General features: G+C 64.5%; 13 protein-coding genes. 6 read left to right on the top strand and 7 right to left on the bottom strand.

All coding sequences use genetic code 11. The features are described 5' to 3' along the window. Position 1: 1 nt before the first annotated feature. The 5 genes from BKA07_RS15735 to BKA07_RS15715 all read right to left on the bottom strand — a co-directional run bounded on the left by BKA07_RS15735 (position 2) and on the right by BKA07_RS15715 (position 3,244). A complete protein-coding gene (locus tag BKA07_RS15735; protein WP_342449099.1) occupies positions 2-1,051 on the bottom strand; it encodes a TIGR01906 family membrane protein in 1,050 nt (349 codons plus the stop codon). 73 nt (positions 1,052-1,124) lie between these two features. Next, on the bottom strand, positions 1,125-2,051 hold the full coding sequence (locus tag BKA07_RS15730) for an AEC family transporter (protein WP_167951744.1): 927 nt from the start codon (positions 2,049-2,051) through the stop codon (positions 1,125-1,127). Between the two features lie 66 nt (positions 2,052-2,117). Next, on the bottom strand, positions 2,118-2,435 hold the full coding sequence (locus BKA07_RS15725; protein WP_167951742.1) for a hypothetical protein: 318 nt from the start codon (positions 2,433-2,435) through the stop codon (positions 2,118-2,120). A gap of 81 nt (positions 2,436-2,516) precedes the next feature. After that, complete coding sequence (locus BKA07_RS15720) at positions 2,517-2,867, bottom strand: DUF202 domain-containing protein (RefSeq protein ID WP_167951741.1); 351 nt, start codon at positions 2,865-2,867, stop codon at positions 2,517-2,519. Further along, entirely contained in the window at positions 2,864-3,244 is a 381-nt protein-coding gene (locus BKA07_RS15715; protein WP_167951739.1) for a DUF202 domain-containing protein, read from the bottom strand. Before BKA07_RS15715 ends, BKA07_RS15720 begins: the two co-directional genes overlap by 4 nt. A gap of 262 nt (positions 3,245-3,506) precedes the next feature. On the opposite strand from BKA07_RS15715, the gene BKA07_RS15710 reads away from it, so the two are divergent. The 3 genes from BKA07_RS15710 to hrpA all read left to right on the top strand — a co-directional run bounded on the left by BKA07_RS15710 (position 3,507) and on the right by hrpA (position 9,970). Continuing rightward, entirely contained in the window at positions 3,507-4,826 is a 1,320-nt protein-coding gene (locus tag BKA07_RS15710) for an Nramp family divalent metal transporter (protein ID WP_167951737.1), read from the top strand. A 108-nt stretch (positions 4,827-4,934) separates the two neighbouring features. Next, on the top strand, positions 4,935-5,522 hold the full coding sequence (locus BKA07_RS15705; RefSeq protein WP_167951735.1) for a DinB family protein: 588 nt from the start codon (positions 4,935-4,937) through the stop codon (positions 5,520-5,522). 161 nt (positions 5,523-5,683) lie between these two features. After that, entirely contained in the window at positions 5,684-9,970 is a 4,287-nt protein-coding gene (gene hrpA / locus BKA07_RS15700) for an ATP-dependent RNA helicase HrpA (RefSeq protein WP_167951733.1), read from the top strand. Between the two features lie 10 nt (positions 9,971-9,980). On the opposite strand, the gene BKA07_RS15695 is transcribed toward hrpA, so the two are convergent. Further along, positions 9,981-10,355, bottom strand: a complete 375-nt coding sequence (locus tag BKA07_RS15695; RefSeq protein ID WP_167951731.1) for a hypothetical protein — start codon at positions 10,353-10,355, stop codon at positions 9,981-9,983. 157 nt (positions 10,356-10,512) lie between these two features. Between BKA07_RS15695 and BKA07_RS15690 the strand changes: the two genes are divergently transcribed. Both BKA07_RS15690 and BKA07_RS15685 read left to right on the top strand, forming a co-directional pair. Beyond that, the gene (locus BKA07_RS15690; protein WP_209044333.1) at positions 10,513-12,075 is read left to right on the top strand and encodes a peptide chain release factor 3; all 1,563 of its coding nucleotides are present in this window, start codon (positions 10,513-10,515) and stop codon (positions 12,073-12,075) included. 165 nt (positions 12,076-12,240) lie between these two features. Next, positions 12,241-13,326: an inositol-3-phosphate synthase gene (locus tag BKA07_RS15685; protein ID WP_167951727.1), complete on the top strand. Its 1,086-nt coding sequence runs from the start codon at positions 12,241-12,243 to the stop codon at positions 13,324-13,326. 103 nt (positions 13,327-13,429) lie between these two features. On the opposite strand, the gene BKA07_RS15680 is transcribed toward BKA07_RS15685, so the two are convergent. Then, entirely contained in the window at positions 13,430-13,936 is a 507-nt protein-coding gene (locus tag BKA07_RS15680) for a hypothetical protein (protein WP_245161980.1), read from the bottom strand. A gap of 265 nt (positions 13,937-14,201) precedes the next feature. Here BKA07_RS15680 and BKA07_RS15675 point away from each other — a divergent pair, with 265 nt between their 5' ends. Beyond that, positions 14,202-15,788 (top strand): AbgT family transporter, encoded by a 1,587-nt coding sequence (locus BKA07_RS15675; protein WP_167953316.1) that lies wholly within the window; start codon positions 14,202-14,204, stop codon positions 15,786-15,788. The last annotated feature ends 28 nt before the right edge of the window (positions 15,789-15,816 follow it).

Here is a 15,816-nt window from a genome sequence, read left to right as displayed (position 1 = left end):
TTCAGGCCTCTCGGCGTGCCTTCTTGAGTGCGCGGCGCTTCTTGTGACCGGCGAAGCTGAGCCAGAAGAGGATGATTGCGAGGAGGACGAAGAGTCCGCCTCCGGCAATGCCCGCGTCGACCCAGAACTGGGGTGGGAACAGTCGGATGAGGGAATCGTCGGCGTAGAACTCCCACGTTCCGTCGCTGAAGAAGACCTTGTGGAATCCACGGAAGAAGGTCTCCCAGCCCAGGAAGGCCAACACTGCCGCGGCGGCCATGATGACGATGCTGATGATGGAACCTAGGCGGAGTCCGATGTGGATGCCCATGCCATTGCGACGCGACATGTAGAGGCCGAAGAGGATCGCGCCGATGAGCCCGATCACCGCAATCAGGTACAGCAGGGAGATGAGGCCCTTCACATCGGCCATGTGGTTGAGCTCTTCGGAGATGAAGATGGGCTCACCGTTGGGCATGATCACATCGGCGAGATAGCGCCGGGAGTCGAGGTTCGACAGGTAGTCGATGACGTATGTGGCGTAGTGCTCGCGGTCGGCGCTGCCGAAGCCGAACTGGTCGGCGGGGAATCCGGGCCGGAAGTATTCGAACTTGACGAACAGACCCGAGGCGACGAACCGCACAGCCAGGGCAAGCAGAATGAATGGGGCCGCGAGCGTGATCCAGATGGTGCCGATGACGTCGAGGACGCTGCGGCGCCTCTCCGGCACTTCGGGGTCGTGGGGCTCGGTCGAGGTCGCCGCCTGTGTCACGGCGGCCCAGTCGGCTTCGCTCATCACCGAGGTGCGTGAGTTGGCAGGAACTTCCCGGGCCCTGGCGGTCTCGGGAGGGTTCGCCGAGTGAGCAGGGGCGACGTGCACCGGCCCGGTCGTGGGCTTGGGTTCGTCCCTGGTGATGGGGTCCTTGATCGGGTCGAACGCCTCGGTGTCGGTCGAAGGGTCGTTCGCCGCCTCCAGAGGAGGCTCCGTCTGCTTTTCGACAGGACTACTGAATCCTGAACTCATCCGCCTGCTCAGGAGGTCTTCGGTCTCGTTCTTCTCGTCACCAGCCACGCTCCCATTGTCGATGACCCGTGCGGGCCAACCGGGTCCGACACGCCACGGACCCTCGAGATCGCCGAGGCGGTCAGCCGAGCAGCGCAGCGATGACGACGAGGGTCGGCACAGCGAGCACAGTGGTGATGAAGACGGCGTCGCGCATGAGCGCCTCGGACTGCCTGTACTGCATCGAGTAGATGTAGACGTTCTGCGCCGTCGGCAGCGCGGAGGTGACGACGATGGCGAACAGCGCGATTCCCGAGTAGCCGAGCAGGGGGCCGCCGATGACCCAGGCCAGGAGGGGCTGGATGACGAGCTTGGCGACCGTGATGAACGTCAGCTGCTTCCGGGTCCCGGGCACTGGCAGCGCCCAGCCGTCCTTGAGGGAGATGCCGAAGGCCAGCAGAGCACCGGGGACCGCAGTGGCCCCGATCATGTCGATGGGTTCGAAGATGAAGCGCGGCAGTTCGAATCCCGTCGCCGAGGCGGCCACTCCGGCTGCGGCGCCGACGACGATGGGATTCCTGATGATCTGGAACAGACCCGAGTACCAGTGCTGATCGACCTTCGTCTTCCCCGCTGCGTCGAGGACGGCCATGCCGATGGGGGCGAGGATGAGCAGCTGGAACAGCAGGACGGGCGCCACGTATCCGATGTCGTGGAGCACATAGGCGGCGATCGGGATGCCGAGGTTGCCGATGTTGACGTAGCTGACGGCCCAGGCAGAGAACATCGCCTCACCGGTGTCGCGCCTGCGGATGTATTTGGTGAGGACGAACAGCAGAACGCCGACGATGAGCGCGGAACCGCCGGTGGCCAGCAGGGCCGTGTTGAAGATCAGCCCCAGATCGGTGTCCGCGACCGTGACGTAGAGCAGGGCCGGGGTGCCGGCATAGAAGACGAGCTTCGCGATGACCTGCTGACCGTGGGGTCCGAGCACCTCGGACCGACCCAGCACGAATCCGACCAGGATGACACCTGCGATGACGGCGAAGCCTTCGAAAACAGCCAGCATGGGTGACCGGTGGTCCTCGCTTTCTGAGTCTGTCGGCTCCCGCCGATTCGGGTGGCTTCGGTGGGGTCAGGCGGTTTCTGCCGAGTCGACGGCCATGTAGGCGGCGGCCGCATTGACGGCGCTGACGCTCAGGACTGCGGGCCACGAACCGATCTTCTTCGCCAGCGGGTGTGAGAGGCCGAATCCGCCGAGGTAGCCCAGAGTCAGCGCTGTGCCGACCGGCCAGCCCTTCTTCACGAACCAAGTCCGGGCGGCGTAGGCGCCGGCGGCTGCGAGTACGACTCCGCCGAGGGGGCGGATCCCCGTCTCGCGCGCGCTCAGGTATCCGCCGACGAGTCCGACGGCGACAAGCGGGGCTGTGGAAACTTCATGTGCGTCCTTCATAGGCTCCAGTTTAGCGATCCTGCGAACGGTGACCGGACGGCGGTCTCACGACGAGGAACGTCGGTCGACGGTGACCGCGGGTCAGCCGAAGGTGATCTTGAGGACCGAGGCGATACTGAGGACAGCGATGAGGCAGACCGAACTCGTGAGGAAGATGACCGCCCAGGGGGTCGGCCGGCCCCGACCGGCGCGGATGGACACAGCACCGAGTCGATAGCGTCTGACTTGGAGCGCGATCGCGGCGATCGCCAAAGCGATGCAGACGACGAAGACGACGACCGATAAGGTCTGGAACACGTTGATCCAGCGGATGAACAGCAGGCTGACGACCGTCATCGTCAGACTGGTGCGCAGCCATGACTGGGTCGTCCGCTCGGGCTGCAGGCCCGGATCGGCGTGGGGCTGCCGCCGGCCGGGACGCGGGGTGTTCACAGGACTCCGGCGAAGACCAGGACGAGGAGGCCGGCACCCAGTGCGGAGGCCAGGCTGACAATGGGGATGATGAGCGGCAGCGGCAGCGAGGTCTTGTGCCGCATGGCCGATTCGATGCGATACCACCGGAATGCCGCCCCGGAGGCGAGGATGAATCCGATGGCCATGAGGACGATCGACAGGGTGGCCCGCAGGCCGGGGGTGAAGACTTCCGAGGTGAACGCCTCGACCGCGATCCCGCCGCCGATGAATGCCAGAGCCGTGCGAATCCAGGACAGGAACGTGCGCTCATTGGCGAGGGTGAAACGGGGGTCGGGATCCTCGCCGTCGGGAAACATCCGTCGGGCGATCCTGCTGCGTGAATCGTCGTGGGCCACGTATCGAGGATAACTGCATTCGTCCTCCCACGTGTGAGGCCGACCCGCAGGCCGACCAGTCGGCCACAGGGACCGGTCCGTCACAGGGACCGGGAAGTGTGGAGGATCACCGTCGAGGTCGAATAGCATGTCAGGGTAAGACGAATTCAGCTGCAGCGCCTCTGCGTGCGCGAACTCGCCTGTGGTGCACATCGATCGCGACGGTGAGCTCGGGGTCGATGAAGCGAGCGGGCGCGGCCGACGACGAAGGTGAAGTAGCGACATGAGTGACAATGAGAACGGTCTCCAGAACTCAGGTGACGGACCCGGCGCCGGTGCAGGTTCGGGAGTGGACGAGGCCGAGGGGCCGCCCAAATGGAAGGTGGTCGGACCGGGCCTGGTCGTTGCTGCGACCGGTGTCGGCGCCGCCGACATGGTGGCAACCCTCGTCGCCGGCAGCCAATTCGGATACGGACTGCTGTGGGCGGTGATCGTCGGTGTGATCCTCAAGATCGTCCTCGTCGAAGGCGCGGGACGATTCACCCTGGCGACGGGGAAGACGATCTTCGAAGGCTGGACGTCTCTGGGGCGGTGGACGACCTGGTATTTCGGGCCGTACATCATCATCTGGGGATTCGTCTACGGTGCCACCGCGATGAGTTCCGCCGCGCTGCCGCTGGCCGCACTGTTTCCCGGACTCAACCTCACTGTGTGGGCGATCGCCATGGGCCTGGCAGGCTTCGCGATGGTGTGGTTCGGCCGGTACTCCGTCTTCGAGAAGATCACCGCGGCCCTCGTCGGAGTCATGTTCGTCACCGTCGTCGGCCTGGCCATCATCGCCGTCCCCAACGTTCCGAACATGCTCACCGGGTTCATCCCGCTGATCCCCGAAGGCGGCGTCATCTACACCTTGGCTCTGGCCGGCGGGGTCGGCGGCACCATCACCCTCGCCGCCTACGGGTACTGGCTGCGCGAGAAGGGCTGGCACACGCCCAAATGGATGCGCGTGATGCGCATCGACAACTCCATGGCCTATGTGCTGACGGGAATCTTCGTCATCGCCATGCTCATCGTCGGAGCCGAGGTCGTGCGCGCGGCCGGAGTCTCGATCTCCGCCGAAGACAAGGGGCTGCTTGAGCTCGCGGACGTCCTCAAAGCGGAATACGGCGAGGTCGTCGGCACCGGCTTCCTCGTCGGATTCTGGGCGGCGTCGTTCTCCTCGATCATCGGGGTGTGGAACGGCGTGTCACTCATGTTCGCCGACTTCTGGGGACACCTGCGCAAGAAGCCCGCCGGGCACCCCGACACACTGACCGGCGGAAAGTACTTCAAGTTCTACGTGCTGTGGCTGACCTTCCCGCCGATGCTGCTGTTCGTCCTCGGCAAGCCGATCGGTCTGATCCTCGCCTACGGTGTGCTGGGATCGCTCTTCATGCCGTTCCTGGCGATCACGCTTCTCGGGCTGCTCAACGGCAAGAAGATACCGAAGAAATGGGCCAACAAGCTGCATACCAACATTGCATTGGCCATCACCGCTCTGCTCTTCATCGCCCTCGGCATTCAGAAGCTCTACTCGAGCCTCGCGCCGTTGTGGGGCGGATGAGCGGAAATCCGAGGCGGAGGAGCGGAATACCGGTCGGATGAGGGGAAAACCGAGGCGGAGGAGCGGACAGCTGTATCCTTCTTCCCACGGATGCGGCAGACTGGGCACATGGGCCGCAACGATGCGATGAAGACGATCCTCAAGAACCATCTGCAGGCATGCCGAAACGATCTGGTATGGAAACTCTCGGGGCTGAGCGAACGAGACCTGCGGATGCCGCAGACGCCTACGGGCCTCAACCTCGCAGGCATCGTCAAGCACATGGCGACCGTGGAGATCGGGTACTTCGGCGACACTTTCGGCAGGCCCTGGCCGCACCCCGATGAGGTCATCTCAGATGAGCAGTTCGAGACCGACCCGCAAGCCGACTGGTACGCCACTGAGGAGGAGACGGCGGAGTCCGTCCTCGACTTCTACCGACGTGTGTGGATCTTCGCTGACGAGACGATCGACACTCACGCACTCGACGCGCAGGGCACGGTCCCCCATTGGCGGGCTGAGAAGGCTGCGGTGTCGCTGCAGCAGATCATGGTGCATGTCATTGTGGACCTTTCGCGACATGTCGGACAGGCCGACATCGTTCGCGAGGGCATCGACGGTCAGGTCGGTCTCAACACCCGCAATCCCAACATCCCAGAGGACCAGGACTGGGAGTCGTACCTCGCCAAACTGCGCTCACTGGCGAACAACACCTGAGCACACACCCGCACACCCCCGCAGAGCGAGTCCCCGCACACCGGGGGACGCCCGCACGTCGGCGGGCACCAGTGGACGCCCGCACGTCGGGGGACACCGGGGGACGACCACACACTGGGCGACGTCCGCCCCGGCGGGGCAGACGTTAAGCTGGGACTGCAATGGCACATGAGAACTCAGCATCGTCGGCCCCGGGCACGAACGCGCGACCCCGAAAGCACTCGCCTCGGCGGAAGAACCCACGACGCAAGAACACGGGTGCTTCGCATCGTGAGCGTCGTGCGCGGTTGGCCGCTGCGCGGAAGGACCGGCCCGTCGACGTCACCTACCCGACGAACCTGCCGGTCTCCGCGGCGAAGGACGAGATCGCCGAGGTCATCCGCGACAACCAGGTCGTCATCGTCGCCGGTGAGACCGGATCGGGAAAGACCACCCAGCTGCCCAAGATCTGCCTCGAACTGGGGCTGGGAGTCAACGGACTGATCGGACACACCCAGCCTCGGCGAATCGCTGCCAGGACCGTGGCCGAGCGCATCGCCGACGAACTCGGAGAGGACCTCGGCTCGACCATCGGCTACCAGGTGCGGTTCACCGCGCAGGTTGCGGACTCGACCCGCGTCAAGGTCATGACCGACGGCATCCTGCTCTCCGAACTCTCCCGCGACAAACTGCTGCGCGACTACGAAGTCATCATCATCGACGAGGCCCACGAACGCAGCCTCAACATCGACTTCCTGCTGGGCTACCTCAGAGAAGTGATGGGCAAGCGCCCCGAGCTCAAGGTCATCATCACCTCGGCGACGATCGATCCTCAGTCCTTCGCCGCACATTTCGACGATGCCCCGATCATCGAGGTCGCGGGCAGAACCTATCCGGTCGAGGTGCGCTACCGACCGCTCGGCGATGAGGCAGGCGATGACGATGTCGACGGGCCGGGGGAGTCCGGGAACTACGAGACCGGCGCCGAGGAGCAGACCGAGGGCATCATCGCTGCCTTCGACGAACTCAGCGGTGAGGACCCCGGCGACATCCTCGTCTTCCTCTCCGGCGAGCGCGAGATCCGCGACACCGCCGATGCCCTCGAGGCTCACCTGCGCCGACGGCCCCGACTGAGCAGCTGGGAAGTCGTCCCGCTCTTCGCCCGCCTCTCCGCCGGCGAACAGCAGAAGGTGTTCAAGCCTCATACTCGGCCGCGCATCGTGCTGGCGACGAACGTCGCCGAGACCTCGCTGACCGTGCCCGGCATCAAATACGTCATCGACGTCGGCACCGCCCGCATCTCGCGGTATTCGAACCGCACCCGCGTCCAACGACTGCCGATCGAACGCATCTCCCAAGCGAGCGCGAATCAGCGCAAGGGCCGGTCCGGACGCACCAGCGACGGCATCTGCATCCGCTTGTATTCGCAAGACGACTTCGACTCGCGGCAGGAGTTCACCGATCCGGAGATCCTGCGCACCAACCTCGCCAGCGTCATCCTGCAGATGACCGACCTCGGGTTCGCGGCGAGCGACAAGGAGATCCTCGAGTTCCCGTTCCTGACTCCACCCGAGGCCAAAGCGGTCCGCGACGGACGCACCATGCTCTCCGAGTTGGGCGCCCTGACCAGCGACAAGGCCGGTGCGATCACCCTCACTCCGATCGGTCGGCAGCTGTCCCTGCTTCCGATCGACCCGCGGCTGGCACGCATGGTCATCGCCGGCTCGCAAGCCGGATGCGGGGGAGAGGTCACCGTCATCGTGGCCGCACTGTCCATCCAGGACCCACGTGAGCGGCCCACCGAAGTGCGCGCCGCCGCCGATGAGAAGCACGCCCGCTTCACCCACCCGGGCAGCGATTTCCTGTCCTACCTCAACCTGTGGAACTATCTCGACGAGCAGCAGTCGGCGCTGACGAGTTCGAAGTTCCGCCGCCAATGCAAGGCCGAGTTCCTCAACTTCGTGCGCATCCGTGAATGGCAGGACCTCGTCGGACAGCTGCGGTCCCTGCTCGGATCCGCCGGAATCCGCATCGACAAGTCCGTGTGGCGTCCGACCGACGGTGATGTGTCGTCGGGCGGGGCATCGTCGGGCGGGGCATCGTCGGACAGTGCGTCGTCGGGCGGGACGTCGTCCTCGACGTCGAAGGGTTCCGCCGAGGCGGGGCACGGGTCCGCGTCGAACGCGAACGGATCGAAAGCGTCCGCGTCGAACGCCGCCGCTGCGAAGGCGGGGCCGAAGAGCGCCACCGGCAAGATCGGGTTCGCCGAGCTCAGCGCGCACAAGCGCAGTGCGAAGAAGAACGGCGGACACGAGACCGAGAATGGCTCCGGGCAGAGTGCCGCCAGCGCGAGACTCGACCCGCATGCCGCGGCCATCCACCGGGCACTGCTGACCGGTCTGCTGTCGATGATCGGCGCCCGTTCGGAGAAGAACAGGGACTACCAAGGAGCTCGCGGCACCCGCTTCTCGATCTTCCCCGGCTCCGGCCTGTTCAAGAAGAAGCCCGATTTCGTCATGACCGCCGAACTCGTCGAAACCTCGAGACTGTGGGCGCGCACGGTCTCGGCGATCGAACCCGAGTGGGTCGTGGAAGCCGCCGGTGACCTGGTGACCCGGCAGCATTCCGACCCCCACTGGTCGAAGAAGGCCGGTGGATCGATGGTCTACGAGAAGATCTCGCTCTACGGAGTCACACTCGTCACCGACCGTCGCGTGGGTTATGGCACCTTCGACCAGGAGGCGGCCCGTGACATGTTCATCCGCAAGGGTCTCATCGACGGCGACTGGAACGAACGCTTCGCCTTCCTCGACCACAACGCGGCGATCATGGAGGAAGCGGAGGAGCTGGCCTCTCGCACACGCAACCGCAGGGTTCTCGACCAGGACGATGCACTCTTCGAGTTCTACGATGAGCGGATTCCGGCCACCACCACCTCGGCGGCGGACTTCCGCGCTTGGTGGAAGAAGCAGAAACGACGCGACTCGCACATCCTGGACCTGAGCACATCGGTGCTGCTCAGCGACGACAGCGAGGAACTGACCGCCTCGGTGGCCGATGACTTCCCGATGGAATGGGAGCTGGCCGACGGCACCATGGCCAAGCTGCGGTACTCCTTCGACCCCGGCAGCACCGAGGACGGGGTGACCGTGGAGCTGCCCGCAGCCGCCGTGCCCCTGGTGGATTCCGATGAATTCTCCTGGCAGGTCCCCGGCCTGCGCGAGGAACTCGTCGGGGCTTACATTCGGTCGCTGCCGAAGAGCAAACGCCGCTACTTCGTGCCCGCACCGGACGTCGCCCGCGACATCCTGCCTGTGCTCACCCCCTACCGCGGCTCCCTGCCCGAGGTGCTCGCCGCGCATCTGAGCGAACGTGCCGGCGGGGGAGGCCTCAACGATCTCGTCCCCATCACCGTGACTGCCGAGGACTTCGATCGCGAGCGGATCCCACCGCATCTGCAGATCCGCTTCCGCGTCATCGACGGCACCACCACCGTTGGCATCGGCGAGGACCTGGGCAAGCTGACTGCGACGGCCAAACCGCAGGTGCGCAGGGCCCGGGCCGAACAGGTGTCGTTCACCCCGAGGACCGGACTGACCTCCTGGTCGTTCGGGACACTGAACGACCCGGACGAGGCCGAAGCCGGCGTCGTGCCGGGCCTGGCCGACCGCGGCTCGAGCGTCGACCTCATCGCCTTCGACACCGCCGCCCAGGCGCGACTGGCCACCCGCGAGGGCCTCATCACGCTGCTGAGCCTGCGCACGAACGAGGCACTGAAATACCTGCGCGACGGTCTGACGAGCGACGAGAAACTCGTGCTCGCCGGTCACCAGACGACCTCGGACGAGTTGCTCCACGCACTCATCAGAGCCGGTGTCCGCGATATCGTCGAAACCGAACTGGGACCGGCAGAGAGCGGCTGGGCGGCTCGGGCCGAGGAATTCGCACGACTCGAGACAGCCATGCACGCGTCGCTGACGGAGGTGTGCACGGGTCTGCTGCCTCACCTGATGAAGGCGCTGCGATCGGCGACGGAACTCGACAGACTCGTGTCGAAAGCCTCATCCCTGGCGATCTTGTCCAACCTCGCCGATGTGCAGGCCTGGCGCGGATCGCGGGTGACCGGGCAGTCTGTGGCGGCGATGAATGCGCAGATGGTCCGGGACCTGCCGCGGTGGGTGCAAGCCGAAGTCGCCCGCATCGACGGAATGCAGAAATCGCCGACTCGCGACAAACAGCTCATGGACCGCGTCACCGGCAGCAGCGACGCGGTGATGAAGAAGGTCGGCGGCCGTTTCCCCGAATCGGCGAAGGCCGACTGGTCGCAGGTCCTCGTCTCGGTGCCCAGCGACTGGCGGGACGTGATCATCATGCTCGAGGAGCTGCGCGTCAGCCTCTACGCGAACTCATTGGGAACGGCCCACCCCGTGTCCGAGAAGCGGATCGCCAAGGCCCTCGCTCAGTTGTGATGTGCCGAACCTACGCGGGGCCGGAGCTGAAGTAGCCCGCGAACAGCCACCAGGTGGGCAGGGCTGCGGCGGCGGCGAACGCAGCGACGGCCCACCAGATGCGCCACTTCCACGTGCGCCTGCGGGTGCCGATGAACAGGAAGACGAGATAGAAGATGAGGCAGAACGCACCCGAGAGGCTCAGCATCACCAGACCGGTGGCCTCCCACGCGGTGGTGCCGAGGTCGAAGAGGTAACTGGTGGTCTGCCCGATCGAGAGCGAGAACTTGATCGCGAGCACCAGGAACGGGATGCCGAGCACCGCCGCGAGAATCAGCGGCAGAGCTTGGAGCCAGCGTTCCTTCGGTTCCGAGCGACCGGCGTATTCAACAAATTCCTCAGTCATCGCCACCCAGCATAAATGCGGAATCCGACAGGACGCTGGACGCCTCCCGTCGCTCTGCAGGCGCCCCGAGGGCAACTGTGACCGATCGGACACCCGGTCACGCACAGAAGGGCGATAGGATATTTCGGTGACTTCTGGCCATTATTCTGACAAGGACATGCGAACCGAGGCGGCTCGCCGCCGGACGTTCGCCGTCATTTCGCACCCCGATGCCGGCAAATCGACGACCACCGAGGCGCTCGCCCTGCATGCCCGAGCCATCGGCAAGGCCGGAGCCACTCACGGGAAAGCCGGCCGCCGCGCCACCGTCTCCGACTGGATGAAGATGGAGCAGGACCGCGGAATCTCGATCTCCTCGGCGGCGCTGCAGTTCGAGTACCGGGACGCGGTCTTCAACCTCGTCGACACCCCGGGCCACGCGGACTTCTCCGAGGACACCTACCGTGTGCTCTCGGCCGTCGACTGCGCCGTCATGCTCATCGACGCGGCCAAGGGCCTCGAAGCACAGACGATGAAGCTGTTCGAAGTCTGCGCCCACCGCAACATTCCGATCATCACCGTGATCAACAAATGGGATCGCGCCGGTCTCGACGCCCTCGAGCTCATGGACGAGGTTCAGGAACGCACCGGTCTCCTGCCCACCCCGCTGACCTGGCCCGTCGGCCAGTCCGGCGACTTCAGGGGAGTCCTCGACCGGTTGACCGGTGACTACACGAAGTACGACCGCGCGAATTCCGGCGCCACCATCGCCGGGGAAGTGACCTACCCGGCGGGCCAGGCCACTGAGCTCGAAGGCGACGCCTGGACCACCGCTGTCGACGAATCCGAGCTGCTGGACATGGAGGACCAGAACCACGACCAGGAGACCTTCCTCGCCGGGAAGTCGACTCCCGTGATGTTCGCCTCGGCGGTGCTGAATTTCGGGATTCACAAACTCCTCGACATGCTCGTCGACCTCGCTCCGGCCGCCGAGGCCCGCGAGGACAAGAACGGTGAGCCCCGCGATGTGGCCGCCCCGTTCTCCGGCTTCGTGTTCAAGGTTCAGGCCGGAATGGACTCCAACCACCGCGACCGGTTGGCCTACATCCGCGTGTGTTCGGGCGTGTTCGAACGCGGGGTCGTGCTCACCCATGCTGCGACGGGCAGACCCTTCGCCACGAAGTACGCTCAGCAGGTATTCGGCCGTGACCGAGATGTCGTCGACGAAGCCTTCCCCGGAGACGTCGTGGGCCTGGTCAATGCCAGTGCACTGCGTGTCGGCGACTCACTGTACCTGGACAAGAAGGTCGAGTTCCCCGGAATCCCGACGTTCTCCCCCGAGCACTTCATGGTCATCCGGGCCAAGGATTCTTCAAAGTACAAGCAGTTCCGCCGAGGCATCGAACAGCTCGACCACGAAGGCGTCATCCAGGTGCTGCGCTCCGATCTGCGCGGTGACCAGGCTCCTGTGCTCGGAGCGGTCGGTCCGATGCAGTTCGAGGTCGCCGAAGACAGGATGAACAACGAATTCCATGCCCCCTGTTCGCTGGAGCGTCTCAACTTCTCTCTGGCCAGACGCACCACGCCCGAGTGCATTCCGACTCTGGCGCGAGAACGTTCGGTCGAAGTCCTCCATCGCTCCGACGGTGAGCTCCTCGCCCTGTTCTCGGACAGGTGGCGCCTCCAGGGTGTCCAGAAGAATCACCCGGATATGGTCCTGGAACCGCTCGTCGTCAGTTGAGGTACAACGGAGTGATCGGCATCGGGTGCCACGCGTGACCGATCACATGCCTCGCCGTTTTGACGAGGAGATTAAGATGAACTGTTGGGGTCATTTCAAGGTGGCCCCGGTCGGGGAGACCCGACGCTCGGGGTCACCCGAAATGACAAAGGAGAGATCACAGACGTGGGAACGAAATCGATTCGAGTTGCGATTGCCGGACTGGGCAACTGCGCCTCTTCCCTGATCCAAGGTGTTGAGTATTACCGGGATGCGGCCCCAGGAAGCAAAGTTCCGGGACTCATGCACGTTGAATTCGGGGACTATCACGTCGGTGATATCGAATTCGTCGCCGCCTTCGACGTGGACGGCAAGAAGGTCGGTGCCGATATCGCCGAGGCGATGACGGCCAGCGAGAACAATACGCTCAAGCTCACCGACGTCGAACCGACAGGTGTCGAGGTCCAGCGCGGGCCGACCCTGGACGGACTGGGCGAATACTATCGCGAGACCATCGTCGAATCCGACATCCAACCGGTCGACGTCGCCCAGGCGCTGCGCGACGCGAAGGCCGATGTCCTCGTCTGCTACCTGCCCGTGGGCTCGCAGGAGGCTGTGGAGTTCTACGCGCAGGCCGCCATCGATGCGAAGGTCGCCTTCGTCAACGCTCTGCCCGTGTTCATCGCCGGCACCAAGGAATGGGACGAGAAGTTCCGTGCCGCCGGTGTCCCGATCGTCGGCGACGACATCAAGAGCCAGATCGGTGCGACCATCACCCACCGCGTCATGGCCAAACTCTTCGAAGACCGCGGAGTCGTCCTCGACCGCACGTACCAGCTCAACGTCGGCGGCAACATGGACTTCAAGAACATGCTCGAGCGCAAGCGCCTCGAGTCGAAGAAGATCTCGAAGACCCAGGCCGTGACGTCGAACACCTCGGCCGAGCTCTCCGACCGCAATGTCCACATCGGGCCCAGCGACTACGTCGAATGGCTCGACGACCGCAAATGGGCCTTCGTCCGCCTCGAGGGCCGCAACTTCGGCGACGCCCCCGTGTCGCTGGAATACAAGCTCGAGGTCTGGGACTCACCGAACTCGGCCGGAGTCATCATCGACGCCGTCCGTGCGGCGAAGATCGGACTCGACCGCGGGGTCGGCGGTGCGCTGATCTCCGCGTCGTCCTATTTCATGAAATCGCCCCCGGAGCAGAGGGGCGACGACGCCGCCCATGAGGCCGTCGAAGCCTTCATCCAGGGAAACCTCGAGCGCTGAGGTTCGCTTTCATCTCAGCCCCGCGTTGAGCTCAACTGAGATCACTACTGGCAATGCCGGTCGCACACATTGTGCGGCCGGCATTGCCCTTTACAGGACCGGTTCATTCCTGTGACGAAGCCTCCGAACCCAGCCGACGGCCTCGCCGGCGGAGACCCAGGCTGAGGAGCCACGTCACCAGGCCTGACACCGCACCGACGACGGCTCCCGTGATGATGCTTGAGAAGACCGCGAAGACACGGATGACGGTGCTCGAGACTCCGGGGTCCAGATCCGAGAGCCGACCGCCGAGGCGGGGCGGCTGATCATCGAACTGTGCCGTCCAAAAGATCTGATGGCCCGCAGCCAGAAAGATTCCGTAGACGATGCCGACCACCAATAGGGTGATGAACGCATTCGGCACTCGTGCCCAGAGCACAACGACGATCCAGATCAGAATCGGACCGAAGACGAAGAGCGCATTGACGATTGTGCCTTCGGAGATGATGCCGAGGTCGTGGAGGACGACACGGGGGACGGCCAACAGGGCCAGACCGATCACTCCCCATAGTGGGAGACCGAGTGGTCGGTGATCAGCTGCTGTGCGGGGTTTCATGGTGTGGGGTCTCATGATTCGATTGTGATCGATCCAGAAGAGGCACACGACCCTCACGAATCGACACTTGCCTACGTCGGGCGGCGACAATCGGGTGCCGACGCTTCGGCCGGCGGCGCCGATCCAGGATATGAGATCCCCTCGCTGCAATCGGAATCGTCTATAAGACTGAGGCGTGGACACAGCGGTCCCTGCCGCACGCGGTCGTGTCTCGACGACTGTGATCGACGACTCGGGCCGACTCATCCGCAAGGCCCTTCCGAACCACCGAGGAGCATCGATGCCGCGCAATGCCGCTGTCACCGAGGACGACAAATCGACCAGGCCGGGCGATCTCAACTGGCTCATGCGCCTGCTGGTCATCATCGAGAAGGTCGGGAACAAACTTCCGCATCCCTTCTGGCTGTTCCTGTCACTGGCCGTCGTGGTCATGGTGCTCTCGGCGATCTTCTCCGCCGTCGGACTGCAGGCCGTCAACCCGGCCACCGACGAGACGGTGACGGTCACCAATCTCTTCAGCACCGAATCTCTGCGGGAGATCGTCGCCGGAGCCACGAACAACTTCGTCACATTTCCACCACTGGGTTTGGTCCTCATCGTCCTCATCGGTGTGGCCGTGGCCGAGCAGGCCGGTCTCATCCCCGCGATGTTGCGCGGCACGATCGCCGGTGCCTCACCGAAGTGGATCACCTTCATCGTCGCACTCGCCGGCACTGCCGCGTCGATTGCCTCCGATGCCTCATACATGATCATGATCCCCCTCGGCGGGCTCGCGTTCAAAGCTGTCGGCCGCAATCCCCTGCTGGGCTGCATCGTCGCCTACGCCGCCACCTCGGGTGGGTATTCGGCCGCGCCCATGGTCAACTCCATGGATACGATCCTCGGCGGTCTCTCCACCTCGGCGGCTCAGATCATCGACCCCGACTACGTGGTCAGCCCGGTCGCGAACTTCTACTTCAACTTCGTGTCGATGTTCGTCGTCGCGGGTGCCGTCACCCTCGTCACCGAGCTTCTGCTGACCAAGCGCGCCGATCAGATGGAACTCGACGAACCGGATGAGAACGACCCGGACAACTTCGACGTGAAGATGGCTCTCGACTCCAACGAGAAGCGCGGCATGGTCATCGCCGTGCTCTCGATCGTCGCCTGCGCAGCCCTCCTGTTCTTCCTTGCCTGGCCCGACGATTCCTTCCTCCGCGATGAGGCGGGCGGCTTCGGCCCCGATTCGGGGCTCATGTCGGGCATTGCAGCGATCATCGGCTTCGGGTTCTTCATCGTCGGCATCGTCTACGGTTATGCCACCGGCTCGATCAAGAAGACGTCCGACATTCCCGAGATGATGGGCAAGGGGCTCCTGCCGTTCGTGCCCGTCATCGTCCTGTTCTTCGCCGCCAGCCAGTTCCTGGCGCTGTTCAAGATGTCCAGCCTCGGCGAGATCCTCGCGATCAGGGGAGCGGAGTTCTTCGGCTCGCTCGACACCGGGTCCTTCGTCATCCTCATCGGCGGTTGGCTGCTCGTGGCCCTCGGCGCACTGTTCCTGACCTCGGGATCGGGGCTGTGGACGCTCATGGCGCCGGTGCTCGTGCCGATGTTCATGCTCCTGTCGATCGCCCCCGAGACCACTCAGGCCCTTTACCGCATCGGTGATTCGACGACGAACATCGTCTCGCCGATGAGCCCGTACTTCGTCGTCGTCCTCGGCTTCATCCAGCGGTACAAGAAGGACGCAGGCATCGGCACGCTGCTCTCGTTCACCATTCCGCTGTCGTTCACGATGTTCATCTTCTGGGGACTGCTGTTCTTCATCTGGTGGTCCACGGGAATCCCCTGGGGACCGGGTTCGGCCACGATGTACCACATGGGCTGAGGCCGGGAGCTGCCTCAGCGCGTCGAGC

Origin of the sequence: Brevibacterium marinum (genome assembly GCF_011927955.1) — a bacterium.
GTDB lineage: Bacteria > Actinomycetota > Actinomycetes > Actinomycetales > Brevibacteriaceae > Brevibacterium > Brevibacterium marinum.
Note: the sequence above shows the minus strand (reverse complement) of the source record. Positions and strands in the feature narration are given on the sequence as shown.

Bases quoted from the DNA above. Each gene is read 5' to 3' on its own strand.
- BKA07_RS15730 (WP_167951744.1), bottom strand. From the start codon at position 2,051: ATGCTGGCTGTTTTCGAAGGCTTCGCCGTCATCGCAGGTGTCATCCTG.
- BKA07_RS15725 (WP_167951742.1), bottom strand. From the start codon at position 2,435: ATGAAGGACGCACATGAAGTTTCCACAGCCCCGCTTGTCGCCGTCGGA.
- BKA07_RS15710 (WP_167951737.1), top strand. From the start codon at position 3,507: ATGAGTGACAATGAGAACGGTCTCCAGAACTCAGGTGACGGACCCGGC.
- BKA07_RS15705 (WP_167951735.1), top strand. From the start codon at position 4,935: ATGGGCCGCAACGATGCGATGAAGACGATCCTCAAGAACCATCTGCAG.
- hrpA (WP_167951733.1), top strand. From the start codon at position 5,684: ATGGCACATGAGAACTCAGCATCGTCGGCCCCGGGCACGAACGCGCGA.
- BKA07_RS15695 (WP_167951731.1), bottom strand. From the start codon at position 10,355: ATGACTGAGGAATTTGTTGAATACGCCGGTCGCTCGGAACCGAAGGAA.
- BKA07_RS15690 (WP_209044333.1), top strand. From the start codon at position 10,513: ATGCGAACCGAGGCGGCTCGCCGCCGGACGTTCGCCGTCATTTCGCAC.
- BKA07_RS15680 (WP_245161980.1), bottom strand. From the start codon at position 13,936: ATGAGACCCCACACCATGAAACCCCGCACAGCAGCTGATCACCGACCA.
- BKA07_RS15675 (WP_167953316.1), top strand. From the start codon at position 14,202: ATGCCGCGCAATGCCGCTGTCACCGAGGACGACAAATCGACCAGGCCG.